At 37.9% G+C, this 17,389-nt stretch carries 17 protein-coding genes; 14 read left to right on the forward strand and 3 right to left on the reverse strand.

All coding sequences use genetic code 11. The features are described from left to right. Positions 1–12 precede the first annotated feature (12 nt). From MHH73_RS10410 to MHH73_RS10475, 14 genes are all read left to right on the forward strand, one after another. Complete coding sequence (locus MHH73_RS10410; RefSeq protein ID WP_191811918.1) at positions 13–876, forward strand: branched-chain amino acid ABC transporter permease; 864 nt, start codon at positions 13–15, stop codon at positions 874–876. 1 nt (position 877) lies between these two features. Then, positions 878–1,882 carry a branched-chain amino acid ABC transporter permease gene (locus tag MHH73_RS10415; protein ID WP_191811916.1) on the forward strand — a complete coding sequence of 335 codons (1,005 nt, stop codon included), beginning with the start codon at positions 878–880 and terminating at the stop codon, positions 1,880–1,882. Then, positions 1,869–2,630, forward strand: a complete 762-nt coding sequence (locus MHH73_RS10420; protein WP_191811914.1) for an ABC transporter ATP-binding protein — start codon at positions 1,869–1,871, stop codon at positions 2,628–2,630. The genes MHH73_RS10415 and MHH73_RS10420 overlap by 14 nt, the downstream gene beginning before the upstream one ends. Continuing rightward, positions 2,623–3,330, forward strand: coding sequence for an ABC transporter ATP-binding protein (locus MHH73_RS10425; RefSeq protein WP_341066607.1), 708 nt, complete (start codon positions 2,623–2,625; stop codon positions 3,328–3,330). The genes MHH73_RS10420 and MHH73_RS10425 overlap by 8 nt, the downstream gene beginning before the upstream one ends. Positions 3,331–3,357: 27 nt before the next feature. Beyond that, the gene (locus tag MHH73_RS10430) at positions 3,358–4,518 is read left to right on the forward strand and encodes an ABC transporter substrate-binding protein (RefSeq protein WP_191811910.1); all 1,161 of its coding nucleotides are present in this window, start codon (positions 3,358–3,360) and stop codon (positions 4,516–4,518) included. 106 nt (positions 4,519–4,624) lie between these two features. After that, complete coding sequence (locus tag MHH73_RS10435) at positions 4,625–5,632, forward strand: NADP-dependent oxidoreductase (protein ID WP_341066610.1); 1,008 nt, start codon at positions 4,625–4,627, stop codon at positions 5,630–5,632. A gap of 144 nt (positions 5,633–5,776) precedes the next feature. Next, on the forward strand, positions 5,777–6,511 hold the full coding sequence (locus MHH73_RS10440; RefSeq protein ID WP_341066611.1) for a YwaF family protein: 735 nt from the start codon (positions 5,777–5,779) through the stop codon (positions 6,509–6,511). 240 nt (positions 6,512–6,751) lie between these two features. Further along, positions 6,752–7,699, forward strand: a complete 948-nt coding sequence (locus MHH73_RS10445) for a C40 family peptidase (protein WP_341066613.1) — start codon at positions 6,752–6,754, stop codon at positions 7,697–7,699. Between the two features lie 180 nt (positions 7,700–7,879). Continuing rightward, entirely contained in the window at positions 7,880–9,034 is a 1,155-nt protein-coding gene (locus tag MHH73_RS10450) for an acyl-CoA dehydrogenase family protein (protein ID WP_341066616.1), read from the forward strand. Further along, a complete protein-coding gene (locus MHH73_RS10455; protein WP_341066617.1) occupies positions 9,031–10,113 on the forward strand; it encodes an acyl-CoA dehydrogenase family protein in 1,083 nt (360 codons plus the stop codon). The genes MHH73_RS10450 and MHH73_RS10455 overlap by 4 nt, the downstream gene beginning before the upstream one ends. A 13-nt stretch (positions 10,114–10,126) precedes the next feature. After that, the gene (locus MHH73_RS10460) at positions 10,127–10,933 is read left to right on the forward strand and encodes an enoyl-CoA hydratase/isomerase family protein (RefSeq protein ID WP_341066620.1); all 807 of its coding nucleotides are present in this window, start codon (positions 10,127–10,129) and stop codon (positions 10,931–10,933) included. Positions 10,934–10,958: 25 nt separating this feature from the next. After that, the gene (locus tag MHH73_RS10465; protein ID WP_341066622.1) at positions 10,959–12,146 is read left to right on the forward strand and encodes a CaiB/BaiF CoA transferase family protein; all 1,188 of its coding nucleotides are present in this window, start codon (positions 10,959–10,961) and stop codon (positions 12,144–12,146) included. A 303-nt stretch (positions 12,147–12,449) separates the two neighbouring features. Further along, positions 12,450–13,223, forward strand: a complete 774-nt coding sequence (locus MHH73_RS10470) for a sporulation protein (RefSeq protein ID WP_341066624.1) — start codon at positions 12,450–12,452, stop codon at positions 13,221–13,223. 304 nt (positions 13,224–13,527) lie between these two features. Next, complete coding sequence (locus tag MHH73_RS10475) at positions 13,528–14,550, forward strand: zinc-binding dehydrogenase (RefSeq protein WP_341066627.1); 1,023 nt, start codon at positions 13,528–13,530, stop codon at positions 14,548–14,550. 154 nt (positions 14,551–14,704) lie between these two features. Here the strand turns inward: MHH73_RS10475 and MHH73_RS10480 are convergent, their stop codons facing one another. The 3 genes from MHH73_RS10480 to MHH73_RS10490 are packed head-to-tail and all read right to left on the reverse strand — an operon-like array spanning position 14,705 to position 17,388. After that, positions 14,705–15,517 carry an ABC transporter permease gene (locus tag MHH73_RS10480; protein WP_341066630.1) on the reverse strand — a complete coding sequence of 271 codons (813 nt, stop codon included), beginning with the start codon at positions 15,515–15,517 and terminating at the stop codon, positions 14,705–14,707. Between the two features lie 14 nt (positions 15,518–15,531). After that, positions 15,532–16,332, reverse strand: coding sequence for an ABC transporter ATP-binding protein (locus MHH73_RS10485; protein ID WP_191811865.1), 801 nt, complete (start codon positions 16,330–16,332; stop codon positions 15,532–15,534). An 18-nt stretch (positions 16,333–16,350) separates the two neighbouring features. After that, positions 16,351–17,388 carry an ABC transporter substrate-binding protein gene (locus MHH73_RS10490; protein WP_191811863.1) on the reverse strand — a complete coding sequence of 346 codons (1,038 nt, stop codon included), beginning with the start codon at positions 17,386–17,388 and terminating at the stop codon, positions 16,351–16,353. Position 17,389: the final 1 nt, after the last annotated feature.

Here is a 17,389-nt window from a genome sequence, read left to right on the forward strand (position 1 = left end):
AGGGGGAAAATGATGGAACTTTTATTGCAACAATTGTTTAATGGATTAACAATTGGGAGTGTCTATGCTCTTGTAGCTTTGGGGCTCACTTTAGTGTACGGCATTCTCCATATTCCAAATTTCGCTCACGGTGCTCTGTACATGGTAGGTGGATATATCACCTTAATTATGATGACTGAAGCAGGTTTACACTATATTCTCGCAATGGTTGTTTCCATTTGTGTCGTCGGACTTTTAAGCGTCTTAATGGAGAGACTCGTTTTCTATCCTTTAAGGCACTCTCCTCCTATTCAAGATAAAGTGGCTGCCATCGGTATTTTACTTTTTCTTGAGGCATTAGCACAGTTTATATGGGGAGCGGATTATCGCCAAATGTCAACACCTTTTGGGCAGGTGGTAGAAGTGTTTGGTCTTACACTGACATTGCAAAGAATACTCATTGTATTCGCAGCAATTGCAGTAATGATTTTGCTTTACTGGTTCTTGAAGAAAACATTTACGGGTAGCACAATCATTGCAATGGCTCAAAATAGAGAAGGAGCGCAATTAGTAGGTATCAACACACATAAAGTAGCGATCCTCACTTTTTTTATTGCTGGTGCTCTTGCAGCAATTGGTGCTTCACTCACGTCACCAATTAACCTCGTCTTTCCTGGAATGGGACATCTGGTGATCCTAAAAGCTTTTGTTATTATCATAATCGGTGGAATGGGCAGTATTCCAGGAGCCATATTAGGTGGATATATTCTAGGGTTCACGGAAAGTTTAGGTGCAACCTATCTTTCTGCAGATTATAAAGACATCATTGCTTTTGTATTATTGATTCTCATTCTATCGATCAAGCCTCAAGGAATTTTCTCAAAAGGAGGCGTATAGAATGAACATTCTAACAAACAAGAAGGTCATCATATCTTTGCTCATCGTACTCGGAATCGTTTTCCCTTTCATCATCCCGAATCTTTATTATCTTCATATTATGACTTTGGCTTTTATTTGGACAATCGCGGTTTATGGCTTGAATTTACTTGCGGGTTATACAGGTTACTTATCTTTAGCGCATGGTGGTTTCTTTGCAATTGGGGCGTATGTAATCGGCATCCTTACCGTTAAACTTGAGATGGGTTTTTGGTTAAGTTTTTTGTTAGCTCCATTGGTAACAATGTTCATCGGTTTAATCATCGGGCTGTTTGCTTTAAGAACGAAAGAACACTTCTTTGCTATATATACTCTTTGTGTAGGCTATATTATTTACCTTGTGATTGATAAGTGGGAAGGTCTAACTGGTGGCGTAAGAGGTTTAATTGGTATCCCGTTGCCAGAGGCAATTGGTCCAATTTCTTTTCAATCACCAACAGCACAATATTATTTAGCGTTTATCATTTTTCTCCTCGTTGTGGCTGTTATTTATCGTATCGTGCATTCCCTTACTGGGAGAACGTTTGTCGCCATTCGTAATAGTGAAGATTTAGCGTTATCACTTGGTATTTCAACTAAGCGTAATAAACTTCTTGCCTTTGTCCTTTCAACTTTTTTTGCTGGTTTGGCAGGAGCGATGTATGCAGGTTTTATCCGTTTCATCGGTCCAGAAATAGCTTATACAACGATTACCTTTGATTTGCTTACTTATATGATTGTTGGTGGAATAGGTACATTTGCTGGTCCGATTGTAGGAACATTTCTTATTGTGATCATCTCGCAAAATCTACAATTCTTACAAGATTATCGTATGCTCATATTCGGCCCATTACTGACATTACTCATCATCTTCTCTCCAAGAGGTATTGTAGGGTTTATTCAAATGCAATTGTATCAAAGAAAACGGAAAAAACAGGAATCTCTTGCTTACAAAAATAGGGAGGAGGAGACAAATGCTGGAGGTTAAAGGCTTAACGAAGCGTTTTGGTGGGAATGTAGCAGTGAAGTCAGTGGATTATTCGGTACAACAAGGAAAAATAAACGCGATCATTGGCCCTAATGGTGCGGGAAAAAGTACATTCTTTAACTTGATTACAGGCGTGCACGAACCGACCGAAGGAACGATTATCTATAAAAATCAGGAGATTACTAGGCAACCGGCGAATGTGATAGCAAAGCTAGGTGTGGCAAGGACATTTCAAAGTACACACTTATTTGAAATGTCGACGGTGAAAGACAATGTAATCGTTGGCCATCGCTTGCGAACGAAATCTAATCTGTTTGATAGTATCTTTCGGACGAAAAGGCTGAAAGAAGAAGAACAACAATGTATCGCCAAAGCGGAGGAATCATTAGATTTCGTTGGCTTATCACATGTAAGTGATCAACTAGTAACAAATATTTCTCAAGAAGAGAAGAAACGTGTTGCTTTCGCATTAGCACTTGCTACTGATCCTGAGATCGTTTTTCTCGATGAACCAACAGCTGGGGTCAATCCTGATGAAACAGATGAAATGGCAAATTTAATCCAAAAAATGTCGGATAAGGGCTTAACGATTTGTCTTATCGAACATAAGATGCCGATGATTATGCGGTTGGCCCATCATATTATGGTTTTAAACTATGGAGAAAAAATTGCAGAAGGAACACCAGCAGAGATTCAAAAAAATGAAGAGGTCATCAAAGCCTACTTAGGAGGGACGGTGAGTGCTTAAATTAGATGGGGTTTCTGCTAAATATGGAAAATATTTAAGTATTAAAGATATTGGAATTGATGTTGCGCAAGGCGAGATTGTTGTTTTACTAGGGGCAAATGGAGCAGGGAAAAGCACCACTTTCAAAACAATTAGTGGTTTATTAAAAGCATCTTCAGGCAAGATCCTTTTTAACGATGAGCCTATTCATCAAACGGCACCTGAAAAGATTGTACAAATGGGGATTGTCCAATGTGCCGAAGACCGTAAATTGTTTCCTTATATGAGCGTAGAACAAAATTTAATGATGGGAGGATATATTCATCGTAAGCGTAAAGCGCAGTTGAAACAATCCTTACATGATGTGTTCGAGCTTTTCCCGATTCTTCACGAGAAAAGAAATGAAGCAGCAGGTTTACTAAGTGGTGGTCAACAGCAAATGCTTGCAATCGGTAGAGCTTATATGGCTAAACCGAAGTTAATGTTACTTGATGAACCTTCTATTGGGCTAGCGCCACTTATTGTTGAACAAATGTTTGAGAGCATTAAAAATATTAATCAAGAAGGAACAACCATTCTTTTAGCAGAACAAAATGCATTTGCAGCGTTAAGTATTGCGAAGAAAGGTTATGTGTTTGAAAATGGCCAGATTGCTTTGCAGGGGACTGCGGATGAGCTTTTATCAAACCAAGAGGTAAGAAAGGCTTATATTGGTGCATAAGTGAAAATCATTTAGGGGGAGAGTTTTATGAAAAAGCGGAAATGGTTAAGTGTTTTAGTAGTATTCACTATCTTTTTTCTTTCAGCTTGTGCACAATCAAGTGGTGGCGATGGTGAGAAAGTCGTCAATATTGGCTATAGTGGTCCGTTAAGTGGTGCTGCTGCTTATTACGGTGAAAACACTTTAAATGGTTTGAAGATGGCAGTAGAGGATATTAATAAAGAAGGATTTGAAGTAAATGGTGAGAAATACAAACTGAATGTTGTTGCCTTGGATGATAAATATTTACCAAATGAAACAGCATCGAATGGAAAACGGTTAGTTCAAGAAAACCAAACACCGATTATATTCTCGCCACATAGCGGTGGCATCTCAGCATTACAAGTTTTTAATGAAGTGGATAATTTCATCGTATCAGCCTATTCGAGTGAACCAGATATTGTAGAGCGTGGAAATACATTAACTGTTAGAATCCCGCCGAGTTATGAAGGTTATATTGAGCCATTCTCCGATTATGCGATGGATAATTTCGGAAAAAAATTAGCAGCGATTCCACCTGTTACGCAATATGGAAAAGATTGGGCTGAAGCGATTATTCCATATTGGGAAAGTGCGGGAGGAGAAGTGGTGCATAAAGCTTCAGTTGATTACTCAAAAGATACTGACTTTTTTACTCTCTTAACGAATGCATTAAAAGAAGAGCCAGATGTCCTCTTCATTGGTGGACCTTCAGAACCTACTGCTAAAATCGTATCACAGGCAAGACAGCTTGGATATGACGGCGGCTTTATTGTGATGGACCAAGCGAAATTGGATGAAATGAAAAATGTGACAGGTTCATATGATGTATTAGAAGGAGCAATAGGTGTTGTTCCGCTTATATATACAGAATATTCTGGAACAAAAGCTTTTATAGATAAGTATCGTGAAAAGCATGACAAGGATCCAGGTTCTGAAGCAGGGTATCACTATTTAGCCATGTATGTATTTGTAGAAGCAATGAAAGCAGCGGGATCTGTTGATGATGCTAAGCTTATACGGGCACATATTGGAGATGGATTAACTAATTTACCAGATGATAAAAAAGTATATGATTTGAAACAAATTGAAGAAAATGGGGCAATCGAAAACTTTATCAGAATGGGTGTAATTAAAGACGGTGAGTTTGAAGAAGTAGATTTAGAGTAAAAACAGGACGTCTGTGAGTGAGGAAGATTCACAGACGTCCTATCTTTTGTTTTACCTTAATTGATAAGGGTATAGAGAAGTAGAAAGTATATAATGGAGGGATAAAATGAATAATCGAAGTATTCTTTTAGTCGAAAGACCAACTGGAATGCCCAGTGATCAAAATTTTAAATTAGTAGAAAAAGAAGAGATTCCACGTTTACATGCAGGCGAGGTATTAATACAAACCATCTACCTTTCTGTTGATCCATATATGAGAGGTAGAATGAGTGGGCGAAAATCATATATTGAGCCATTTGCATTAAATGAAGTGTTATCCGGTGGAATTGTAGGTCAAGTAATTGAATCAAAGGATGGTAATTATAAAGTAGGTGACTTTGTGGAAGGACGGCTGGGCTGGTCTGACTATAATGTGGCTAAAAGTCATCAAATACGTAAATTAGACCCTTCTATAGCTCCTATATCAACAGCATTAGGTATTGTTGGAATGCCGGGATTAACAGCTTATTTTGGATTACTAGATATAGGAAATCCTAAAGAGGGAGAGACGGTTGTTGTCTCAGGCGCAGCAGGTGCCGTTGGATCTACGGTTGGGCAAATAGCTAAATTAAAAGGCTGTAAAGTGATTGGAATCGCTGGAACGGAAGAAAAATGCCAATATTTAAAAGAAGACCTACATTTTGATGAGGTTATCAACTATAAAACGGATAATATAAAGGATAAAGTTAAACAATATACACCCGATGGCGTCGATATTTACTTTGATAATGTAGGTGGCGAAATTTCCGATGAAGTAATGAAAAGAATTAATTACAAAGCAAGGATTATCCTTTGTGGACAAATCTCCTCCTATAATGCGACAGAAGTAGTGTATGGGCCGAGAATACAAGGATTATTAGTACAAAAAAGTGCATTAATGAAGGGATTCATTGTTGGAGATTATGCAGATAATCACGAAGAGGGATTGAAGCAACTTGGAGAATGGGTTAATTCAGGCAAGCTTCAATACCGGGAAAATATTGTCGAAGGTTTAGAAAAAGCTCCTCATGCATTTATTGGCTTATTTAAGGGAGATAATTTAGGTAAACAGCTTGTTAAAGTTAGTGATTATTAACACAACCTAACAATAAGCTTATTTTAAAGGAAAAGAACATGGCATGAGTTTGTTCTTTTCCTTATCATTGTGATTGTTTGATTTTGCTCCTATTTATGAGATAGGACAATAAGGGCAATTAGATACATATATTGGAGGAATGTTATGCAACTATTTGAGCAAAACAATAGCAGCTACTCCTTTGAGATATTTTCCACTTCACACCTTGTGATGGTGGCGCTTTTTTTATTTGGTTGCTTCTTCTTATATTTCGTGAGACATAGGTTAGCCGGACATAAAACGATAATGCGAGTAATCTTCTTATTGCTCTTGCTCTTTTTAGAAGGAAGTTATCACTATTGGTTATGGATAGGTGGAGAGTGGGATGTATCATTTGCTTTGCCTCTTCACTTATGTTCGATTAGCGTACTCCTTTGTATGCTATTACTTATTTTACAAAAACGTTTGCTCTTTCAATTAACTTATTATATTGGTATTGCGGGAGCGACGATGGCTATTTTGACACCAGAACTGTTTTTTGGATACCCTCATTTTCGTTATTTCCAATTTTTCTTGATCCATATAATCATCGTATGGACAGCTTTACTTTATATATTCAGCTTTAAGTTCTCTCCAACAAGTAAAGGGGTTGTAACTGCGTTTATTTCACTTAATATATTTGCAAGTGTAGCGGCTGTTATTAACTATGTTACTGGTGGAAATTATATGTTTCTTTCCCACAAACCAGCGACGGGTTCTGTGCTCGATTTTTTTGGCCCATATCCTTATTACATTCTTGTTCTTGAGGGTGTAGCTTTATTGTTATTTGTACTTATGTATCTCCCATTTAAGAGTAGGAGGAAAGACCCTCTAAAAAAAAGAAAACAATTAGTTGATTAAATCGTCCCATTTTCGTTATAGGTGTCACAAAATAGTCAAACAAAATGAAACTATTTTCTTTTGTGTTACATTTTGTTTTAGTGAGAAAGAACCGTTTGTTGTGGATGCTATTGGAAGTTTAGTATGTATTTTCTTTTAAATTGCATTTATTTTACATATAAACCATGTTTTACACGGTTTGTTTTTTATCGTATGCCCACTATCATGAATGAGAAATGATAGATTAGGAGTGTACAAGTGATGAAAAAACAACTCGTGTCAATAGCAGCGGCTACTACTCTTTTTGCGGCAACATATGCAGAAGTTGGAGCAGCGCAAACACATACAGTACAATCAGGTGATACATTATGGAAATTGTCAAATACATATAACCTTTCCATCAATCAATTAATGGAGTGGAATCAGCTAACGAGTTCTACAATTGTTGTTGGTCAAAAGCTGAAGGTGAATGGATCAGATCAAACAAGTACCTATACTGTCAAAAGTGGGGATTCACTTTGGAAAATCGCACAGCAATATGGCATCTCTGTCATTGATTTAAAAAACTTCAATGGTCTGAGTTCCGATAGGATATATCCAGGTCAGAAATTAAAGCTAAAAGGGAGTGCAGGGGGAGCGCCAACAACCCCTAGTACAAACCAATCAACTTATACAGTGAAATCCGGTGATAGCCTCTGGTTAATTGCCTCAAAACATCAGTTATCAGTAGCGCAATTAAAAAACATAAATAACTTAACAACGGATGTGATTAGTCCAGGGCAGGTATTAAAAGTGAGCTCATCTAACTCTTCGGCAGGTGGGAATCAAACGAGCACCAACCAACAGTCACAGGTAAATACATTAATGACAGAAGCAAAAAAACATATCGGGGTTCCTTATACATGGGGAGGAAATTCACCATCTTCTGGGTTTGACTGTAGTGGATTTTTAAAATATGTTTTTAATCAAATAGGCGTTTCCATTCCACGAACAGTGGAGACAATTTGGCAAGCGATTACATCTGTTTCATCTCCACAACCGGGTGATATTGTCTTCTTTGAAACGTATAAAAAAGGACCATCACATGCCGGTATTTATTTAGGTAACAATCAATTTATTCATGCTGGAACAAGTACAGGTGTAACAATTGCTGATATGTCTTCAAGTTATTGGAAACCGAAATATTTAGGTGCAAAAACGGCATTATAAGAACGAATTTAAAAGAGCATTTGGGAGACAGTTCTCAGATGCTCTTTTTTAGATTTAAAGCGCTGAATCATCTAATGAATATTCTAAATATTTAAAATTGACAAAAAGTATTATTTTGAATAAAATATTATATATAGATATATAGTATCGAATACCGATAAAAAGAGAGGGTGAAAAGTATTGGTTAAATTAGAAGTGCCAACTGTTCAATTCACATCTGATCAGCAGTCATTTAGAAATGAAGTCCGTGCATTTTTAAGAGAAGAAATACAATCCGGTCATTTTACACCTGCATGTGACTCATGGTTAAGTGGAGAATCATCTACTTTTTCGAAAAAGCTAGGTGATAAAGGGTGGATTGGAATGACATGGCCGCGATCATATGGTGGAAGTGAAAAAAGCGCCATTGAAAGATATATTTTAACAGAGGAATTACTTGTAGCCGGGGCACCAGTTGCTGCCCATTGGTTTGCTGATAGACAAACAGGGCCATTGCTTCTTAAATATGGGACGGAAAATCAAAAAAAGACTTTTTTACCGCAAATAACAAAAGGGGAATGCTTCTTTGCTATAGGTTTAAGTGAACCGAATGCTGGTTCTGATTTAGCTGCTATCAAAACCCGAGCAGTACGAACGGATGGTGGCTGGCTACTCAATGGTTCGAAGATATGGTCAAGTGGTGCTCATATCGCTCACTATATGGTGGTGCTATGTCGAACATCACCACAAAATGAAGAAAATCGCCATGATGGTATGAGTCAGTTAATGGTTGATTTACATGTTAACGGTGTGACCATTCGCCCAATCACTTTTTTAACAGGTGCGCATCATTTTAATGAGGTGTTTTTTGAAAACGTTTTCGTTCCTGATGAACACGTGGTCGGTCAAGTCGGGAATGGTTGGAAACAAGGAATGGCCGAACTTGCTTATGAAAGAAGTGGACCCGAAAGAATACTCAGTACATACCCGTTATTTTCAATGGTAATTGAAGAACTAAAAAGGATAAATGATCGAGACGGATTAACAGAAATGCTGTCACTCCTTCCCGAACTTTGGAGCATTAGAAATTTATCGATTGGTGTGGCAAAGTATCTTGACGAGGGGAAGGATGTTTCGTTTATTGCTTCACTTGTTAAAGATAGAGGAACAACTTTTGAAACAAAAGTGGCTGAGACTGTGAGGTTAGTATTATCTAAGCATCCCGAATTATTTAATAGTAAGTCTATCGATGAGCTGTATACACAGTCTATTTTGCATGGTCCAGGTTTCACTTTAAGAGGGGGAACAACGGAAATCCTGCGAGGAATTATTGCCAAGGGGGTTGTGTCACAGTGAGTGAAATCAAAGAGTATATTTATGATTCAGCCAGTAAATTCTTGAAGAAACAATCTACACAGGCATTACTTGAAAAGGGACAAATGGGGTTGTTTGATGATGAGTTATGGGCATCCGTAAATGACATGGGTCTAACAGGCGTAAATATATCAGAAGCATATGGTGGAGTGGGTGGAGATTATGAAGATGGTTTTACAGTTATTAAATTAGTTGGTCAGTACCCTATTCCTCTCCCTTTAACTGAAACTTTAATCAGTAAGTGGATCCTGTCACAGTACGGGATAAAGATCACTCATGATCAACCGCTATCTTTTTATTTTAATGAACAAAACCCTTTGGAAGTGAGAGAACATAACGGTAATTATATCTTAAACGGAGAGGCTTTGAACGTACCGTGGGGAAGGGTAGCGAAAGAAATCGTTGCCCTAGCCAAATGTCAAAACCAATGGATAATGGTCCTCGTACCAGTAAATGAGTCAAAGATACATGAAAAAGTGAATCTAGCCGGTGAACCACGTGATTCCTTGTTTTTTCATGGTGTCAATATTGAAGATTCAGCCATCAAAATAATAAAAGATTGTGAGAGTAAGAAAAAAGTAGAGCAACTGTATGCATTGGCTAAAGCGGCGATGCTTACTGGTATTAGTGAACGTGTAGTTCAGGAGTGTCTGCTTTATGCAAGTGAGCGCAAACAGTTTGGCAGAAAATTATATCGTTTTCAAGCGGTGCAACAGCATATCTCCTTTCTAGTCGGAGAAACAGCTGCTTGCTTAGCTGCTGTTAATAATGCAGTGGAAATGCTTCAAGGTGGAAATGATGCGTTGTCTATTATGTTGACAAAGATAAAGGTGAGTGCTGTTGCAGGGGATATCGCGATGACTGCCCATCAACTACATGGCGCCATTGGGATGACATATGAACATACGCTGCATCATTTAACAAAACGGTTATGGTCATGGCGTGATGAAGGTGGAAATGAACGCTATTGGCAAGGGGAATTAAGCACATATATAGAAAAAAATTCAGGCACTATATGGTCACTATTAGTAGATAATCACTCAGTTAGATCCATTTTATAAGGAGGTAATAAGGATGTCTGATTTACATTTTGAGGTAAGAGACGGAATTGCACAAATTATATTAAACCGCCCAGATGCAATGAATGCGTTTAGTGAGGAAATGCTAGATTTATGGATTGATGCACTACAGACTGTGCGAGATTCTGATGATATACGTGTTGTAATTGTTAAAGGAAATGGAAAAGGCTTTTGTGCTGGTGGGGATATGAAAGAAATGGGCGCAGGCAGAGGGTTTTATCGCTCTGATGAAGATCGTGTAACCACTGGACTCGCAAGGAAAAATTCTTTATGGAAAAAGGTACAACGTATTCCGCTATTATTGGAAGAGATTGATCAACCTGTTATTGCACAAATAAATGGAGCGGCATTTGGCGCAGGTCTTGATATGGCATTAATGTGTGATATCCGCATTGTCGCAGAAGGAGCGAAACTATCCGAAAGTTATACAAAAGTCGGCTTAGTTCCTGGAGATGGTGCTGCTTATTTTCTTCCAAGAATAGTTGGCATAGACAAAGCTTTAGATATGCTTTGGACAGCGAAAGTATTGACGGCTAGTGAAGCGAAAGAAATGGGGTTGGTCACATTTGTAGTTGCTGATGATGAGCTGGAAGGTTTTACCGAAAACTATGCCAAAAAATTAGCTAATGGACCACAAACGGCCATTCGCTTCATTAAAAGAGCAGTCTATCAAAATCAAACGATGAGCTTAAGGTCATCATTAGATATGATTTCTTCGTTTATGGCAATCGCAACCGAATTAGATGATCATCGTGAAGGGGTAAAAGCGGTAACAGAGAAAAGAAAACCGACATTTCAATAAACCGATGTAAAGGGGGGAGGAAGTTGTGGAGAGGGCATTGGATGGAATAAGAGTATTAGATTTATCAAGAGTTTACGCTGCACCGGCTGGTTCAATGATATTAGCTGATTTAGGTGCCGATGTAATCAGAATCGAATCACCTTTGGGTACTGATAGCATGCGAGATTGGGGACCATTTGTAAATGGTCACAGCAGTTATTATTTAACAGCTAATCGGAATAAACGTTCTCTTACCCTTGATTTAAAAACTCATGAAGGATTAACGATATTTAAGCAATTAGTAGCAAAAGCTGATATTGTTCTTGAAAACTTTAAAACAGGGACATTGAAAAAGCTTGGTATTGATTATGATGAATTAAAAAAAATCAATAATGGGATCATTCTTTGTTCTGTAACAGGTTTTGGACAAACAGGTCCAATGCGTACAGAGCCAGGTTTTGATCCAGTTATTCAAGCGATGAGTGGGTTAATGGATGTGACAGGTCACCCTGACGGTGAACCAACAAAAGTGGGGATACCGATTGCAGATATTCTAACCTCTAAATATGTCGCTATAGGTATCTTAGCCGCTTTAAGGATGCGGGATAAGAATGGTGTTGGCCAGCATATCGACTTATCTTTACTCGATGTGCAAATCAGCTCAATGGCCAATATTGCGAGTGGTTACCTAAATACTGGCATGGAATCTAAAAGGTTAGGGAATCAACATAACAATGTTGTCCCCTATCAAGTTTTTGATTGTAAAGACCATCCTCTAATGATTTGTGTAGGAAATAACCATTTATTTAGTCAACTATGCAAGCTATTAGAAAAACCTGAATGGATAAGCGATCATAGGTTTCTAACAAACGAAAAACGCTTAGAGCATAAAGATATATTAGTCCCATGGATAGCTGAACAAATGCTAGCAAATACAGCAGATAACTGGTTAGAGAAGTTTTCCCAATATGGTATTCCTGCTGGAAAAGTGAATAGTATTATGCAAGCCTTCAATGATCCACAAGTACTTGCAAGAGAAACGGTTGCAACGATGTCACATCCAGTGATGGGAGAGGTGAAATTAACGAAAAGCCCTTTACGCTTCTCTGGATTAAACATAAGATATGATCTGGCACCACCAATACTCGGTGAGCATACAAATTCGTTCTTGCAAGAAGAATTAGGTTTGGGTGAAGGAGAAATAGCTGCATTAAAAGAACAAGGGATCATATGAGAGAAAGAGGTATTTTAAAACATCAGTGGGCATGTTTTTTATTGAAGTGTTCATTACCATTTTCATTTGAATAAAAAAACACTTTTTACCGAGTGTTGCTTTCAGAAAGAAACTTTATGAGACACTTACTTTGAATTGATTAGAAAGTCATGTTTTTCTTACATCATTCCTTACCAATTACCTGGAAAATGTGAAGCGGGATGTGAGCCGGAAGTAGTAAAAGTCAAGTGAAATATGTGTTGATATTCCTCACTACATGGTAAAATATTGATGAAGATTAATATGACGAGGAGGAAGAAATGAATGAGTTTCTTTTCTAAAGTTTTAGCTAGTGTGGGTATAGGTGGCTGTAAAGTGGATGCAAAACTTGCAAAAGCATCTTTTGTGCAAGGCGAACAAATCGATGGTGTCATTGCAATAACCGGAGGGAAAATAGATCAACAGATTGAACATTTATATATAGAAGTATGCTGCAAATATGATGTCGAAAATGATGATAATGGAGTAAGCACACATACAGCAGTTTTATGTCGCCAATTGATTACACAAAATATAACTGTATTAGAAGGTGAAGAAAAAGAAATTCCTTTTTCTTTTCAATTACCTTATGATACACCGATGACCTATGGAAAAACAAAGGTTTGGTTACAGACTTCAGGGGATATTAAGAATGCAATGGACCCTAATGATACAGATTTTATAAAGGTTGAGCCTAATCAATTATCTTCTTCCATTTTACATAGCATGGAGGATATCGGATTTAGGTTAAGAGAAGTAGTTTGCGAGGAATTACCTAGAAGACTAAGAGGTAAATATCCATTTGCTCAAGAGTGGGAATTTGTCCCTGCTAGTGGAGAGTTTAGAGGCAGATTGGATGAAATAGAATTGATTTTCATGAAGCAAAACGAAAGTAATGTTGAATTACTCATAGAAGTCGATCGCCGAGCAAGAGATTTTGGCTCCTTTCTTTCAGAACTTATGGAAACAGATGAAACGAAATTAAGAGTCCGTTTATCTGTAAATGATATCCCTCAAATGGAAGCGAAACTTACAGAGCTCATTCGTAAATATGCTTAAATTGTAACAATATTTAATGGTGGCTAATAGAATCTTCACACGACAATGATTCTAGCTATTATGGTTGTTTTTACGTGAATTTATGCGAACATATCGTGGGGAAATCTTCATTGGTTATGTTCGCATTTGTCGTTTCGAGCATATAGAATCAACCTTTACATGTTTTATTAAATAATTTGGTAGGATGTTCATAAATAAATCAGAATTTTTGAATTAATCTTTCGGTTTGTTATACTTGTATTATGTTTGATTAAGTAAAAAATTTGCCCTACATACAGGACAGATTTGGGAAGGGGAATAAAAAATGAAAGCGGTTGTATTAAAAGACAAAATGAAAAAAGGAGATAAAATTGCTCCATTATATTATGAAGAAATAGAGACACCACAGCCCAAAAAAGGTGAAGTGCTCGTGAGATTACATTATGCTGCTGTTAATCGTCGGGATGTATTTATCCGATATGGTGCTTATCCTGGTATCGAGGTTCCATCTGTTTTAGGTTCTGATGGAGCAGGTGTCATTGCAGCATTAGGTGAAGGGGTTTCAAATATCGCTGTAGGTAGTGAAGTTGTCATCAATCCAGCGCTTGATTGGGGAGATAACATTGACTATCCTCAAGCTGAACATACAGTACTTGGTGTTCCTTCTAATGGGACCTATGCACAGTATGTGACAGTACCTGCTGAAAACGTGCTACAAAAACCTTCTCATTTGACATTAGAAGAAGCAGCTGCCATTCCTTTAGGCGCACTGACAGCATACCGAGCGGTTGTTACAAAAGGAGAGGTCAAACCGTCTGATACCGTTATTATTCCGGGTGTTGGAGGAGGTGTTGCGACTTTTGCATTACAAATTGCTGTAGCAAAAGGAGCGACTGTCTTTGTTACTTCGAGCAGTGATGAAAAAATTGCTTACGCTAAGGAACTAGGCGCTACTGGTGGAGTAAACTACCGCAATAAGGATTGGGTGAAGCAATTAAAAGCATTGTCAGGTGGAGCCAATTTAAGCATTGATAGTATTGGCGGGTCTACCTTTAATGATCTCATTTACTTGGCTAAACCAGGTAGTAAAATTGTCTCGTTTGGTGCGACATTAGGACCGGTAGAGCAAGTAGTAATGCCAAGAATCTTCTTTAAGCAATTACATATTTTAGGGACAACTATGGGCAGTGCTTCTGAATTTAAATCAATGATTGATTTCTATGAAGCTCATAAGTTAAAGCCAGTGATTGACGGAGTATATGACTTACAGGATATTGAAAATGTTCATGAAAAAATGGATAAAGGAAAGGTATTTGGGAAAATGGTTTTAAAAATACCGCATGACTAAGATGAAAAAATGGTAAAAACCATCACTCATTGTTGCCAGCTATGAGATTAAAGATATGAAGCCCAACCGCAGTCAAGACTGAAAATAAAAAATAGCAAAAAGGTTGAACTTATAGTACTGATAAGTTCAACCTTTTTATGCTGCTTTATGATAATTATTCAGGCTTCCATGAACTAAATCTTTTTTCAATCAAACCGATTACGCCGGTGAGAATGACACCACAAACAGCGATTACAACGACACCAACAAACATTTCAGCCGTTTTTAAATTTTGTCCTGCATGTGTGAGATGATAACCAATACCAGCTGTAGATGCATACATTTCTCCAACGACAATGGCGATTAACCCCTGACCTAGCCCTAAGCGAATACCATTTAGAAGAAAAGGAACCGTGGAAGGTAGAGCAATCGTTTTGAATATTTGGAATTCAGATGCGGTAAAACTACGAGCTGCTTTAATTAAGTTTTGATCTAAGGTGGACATGGCCTTTTGTGCACTCATGACAATGGGGAAAAAAGCCATTAAAAATACGACGACGATTTTAGATGCCACACCAATTCCAAAAGCAATGATGATGATTGGTAATAATGCAACCTTTGGTGTGACGTATAGAGCGGATACAAATGGACTAATAATACTATTGAAAATACGATTCCACCCTGCAAATATGCCAAGCGGAATCCCTATCGCCATGGCTAGTATAAATCCAAGAGAAAATTCATATGCACTAACACCTAGATGCTGCCAATACTTAGGGTCTGCAAAAAGTGTTGTAGCCGCTTCAACAATTTTAATAGGTGAGCTTATAAATAGCGGGTTAATAAGCTTATAATAGGAAATCAATTCCCAAGTAATTAAAAATAGAATGACGGATGTTACACTAATCCAAACGGTGTTTCTTTTGGTTTTTATTTTTCGTGACTTATTTTTGACAGGAGTGGTGGATATCATTTCGGTTTTACTCACTGAATGTCTCCTCCTTAGGCGAAACCTTGTTTTGCTGACTCGTTTTCTATTAATTGCCAAATACGGTCAACGTATTGTAGAAAATGTGGTTCTCTTTTTATCTTCAATTCTCTTGGTCTTTTTAAATCAATGGCAATATCATCAACTAAATGGCCAGGTCTTGCCCCGAATACAAAAACGCGATCAGCTAAAAAAACAGCTTCATCGATTTGATGTGTGATAAAAATACTTGTTTTTTTCGTTTCACTCCATATTCTCACAAGTTCCTGTTGCATAAATTCTCTAGTTTGTGCATCAAGAGCGGAGAATGGTTCATCTAAAAGTAGCAAGGAAGGTTCTACTGTTAAGGCTCTCGCAAGGTTTACTCGTTGTTGCATACCACCAGATAATTCATGCGGATAATGACTTTCAAATCCTTTGAGGCCAACCATTTCTATATATGTTTTCGCAAGCTTTCTCGTTTCAGAAGTGATTCTTTTTTGTAATTCTACACCGTATAAGACGTTGTCCATTACATTTCTCCATGGGAGGAGACTCGGAGATTGAAAGACCATGGAGCGATCTTTCCCAGGTCCGACTATTTTTTTATTATCTAAAAGAATGGACCCATTACTCGGTTCAATAAAACCGATCACCGTATTCAAGAAAGTTGTTTTTCCACAACCTGATGGACCGACAATACAAATAAATTCTCCTTCTTGAATGGAGAGGTTGATATTTTTTAAAGCAGTTACCTCTTGACCGGTTTTATGGTTTATATAAGTGACATCGAGGAATTGACTTTGCAGTTTTGGTATTGATTGTGTATCTATCATCGTAACCTTCCTTTCCTATTATTTTGGGAAAGCTTCTTTTAAGTAACGATTTGTCCAAAGTTTTTCTTCAGACGTATCATGAGTTTGGCTTACACCAGAAATTTCACTTAATTCAACTAAAGGGTTTTGTGCGTGATCCCATGCAGCTTGAGTCATTTCACCATAACCGACATAGGTTGGTTTTAATGAAGTGAGCGATTTTTCTAATATTGCTTGATCGACTCCTTCAAAATACCCTGTAATTAATCCAGCAGCTTCACCTGGATTGTCTCGAGTAAATTCAATCGCTTTTCCTAATGCTCTTACAACTTTTGTAGTAAGTTCAGGGTTTTCTTCGATATAGTCTCTCTTCGCAAAAACAATCTCCCAAGCTAGTTCAGCGTACATTTCTTCTTCACTTAGTTCGAGTGCAAGTGAACCACCCTCTTCTGCTTCAACCAGTGCAGAGAATGGGGGTGACGCAATTCCACCATCAATAATACCTTCTTGCATTCCACCGACTTTTGAACCTGTTCCTTCCATTTTTACTGTTTCAAGGGTCGATTGATCTTGGCCATACTTTTCCATTAAATAGCGTAAATAAACATCGCCGGAATCTCCCACTTGATTAGAGCCAATTTTTGCACCAGCTAATGCTTTTACTTTCTCCTCAACAGTGGATTCTTTTGTTATGCCTTTTTCTTTCATAAAGGTGTCAGACAGCGCTACTTCATATGTGAGAGCAGAATTTAATCCTTGGATGGCTACAAGGTCTTCTCCTGCTTCAATGGCAGATAACATGGCACGTGGTGCAGCTAGCGCAAATTGTGTATCTCCTGAAAGAATAGTCGCTGTCACTTGGGAACCACCACCTCCTGAAGCAATAGTTGCTTCGATCCCTTCGTCTTCAAAATATCCTTTTTCAATTGCCACATAGAGAGGAGCGAAGGAAAGAATTCTTGCTGGCTCTGCAAAAGTAAGTGTTGTCTTTCCATCCTCTGAAGTAGAAGAAGCATTACCGCAAGCTGTCAGAAGGAGCAGTGTTGACAGTAATAAGGTGAATAAGCTACTTTTCATG

It is taken from the genome of Cytobacillus sp. FSL K6-0265, from assembly GCF_038003465.1.
Taxonomy (GTDB): Bacteria; Bacillota; Bacilli; order Bacillales; family Cytobacillaceae; genus Cytobacillus; species Cytobacillus stercorigallinarum.

Bases quoted from the DNA above. Each gene is read 5' to 3' on its own strand.
- MHH73_RS10410 (WP_191811918.1), top strand. From the start codon at position 13: ATGGAACTTTTATTGCAACAATTGTTTAATGGATTAACAATTGGGAGT.
- MHH73_RS10415 (WP_191811916.1), top strand. From the start codon at position 878: ATGAACATTCTAACAAACAAGAAGGTCATCATATCTTTGCTCATCGTA.
- MHH73_RS10420 (WP_191811914.1), top strand. From the start codon at position 1,869: ATGCTGGAGGTTAAAGGCTTAACGAAGCGTTTTGGTGGGAATGTAGCA.
- MHH73_RS10430 (WP_191811910.1), top strand. From the start codon at position 3,358: ATGAAAAAGCGGAAATGGTTAAGTGTTTTAGTAGTATTCACTATCTTT.
- MHH73_RS10435 (WP_341066610.1), top strand. From the start codon at position 4,625: ATGAATAATCGAAGTATTCTTTTAGTCGAAAGACCAACTGGAATGCCC.
- MHH73_RS10440 (WP_341066611.1), top strand. From the start codon at position 5,777: ATGCAACTATTTGAGCAAAACAATAGCAGCTACTCCTTTGAGATATTT.
- MHH73_RS10445 (WP_341066613.1), top strand. From the start codon at position 6,752: ATGAAAAAACAACTCGTGTCAATAGCAGCGGCTACTACTCTTTTTGCG.
- MHH73_RS10460 (WP_341066620.1), top strand. From the start codon at position 10,127: ATGTCTGATTTACATTTTGAGGTAAGAGACGGAATTGCACAAATTATA.
- MHH73_RS10470 (WP_341066624.1), top strand. From the start codon at position 12,450: ATGAGTTTCTTTTCTAAAGTTTTAGCTAGTGTGGGTATAGGTGGCTGT.
- MHH73_RS10475 (WP_341066627.1), top strand. From the start codon at position 13,528: ATGAAAGCGGTTGTATTAAAAGACAAAATGAAAAAAGGAGATAAAATT.
- MHH73_RS10485 (WP_191811865.1), bottom strand. From the start codon at position 16,332: ATGATAGATACACAATCAATACCAAAACTGCAAAGTCAATTCCTCGAT.
- MHH73_RS10490 (WP_191811863.1), bottom strand. From the start codon at position 17,388: ATGAAAAGTAGCTTATTCACCTTATTACTGTCAACACTGCTCCTTCTG.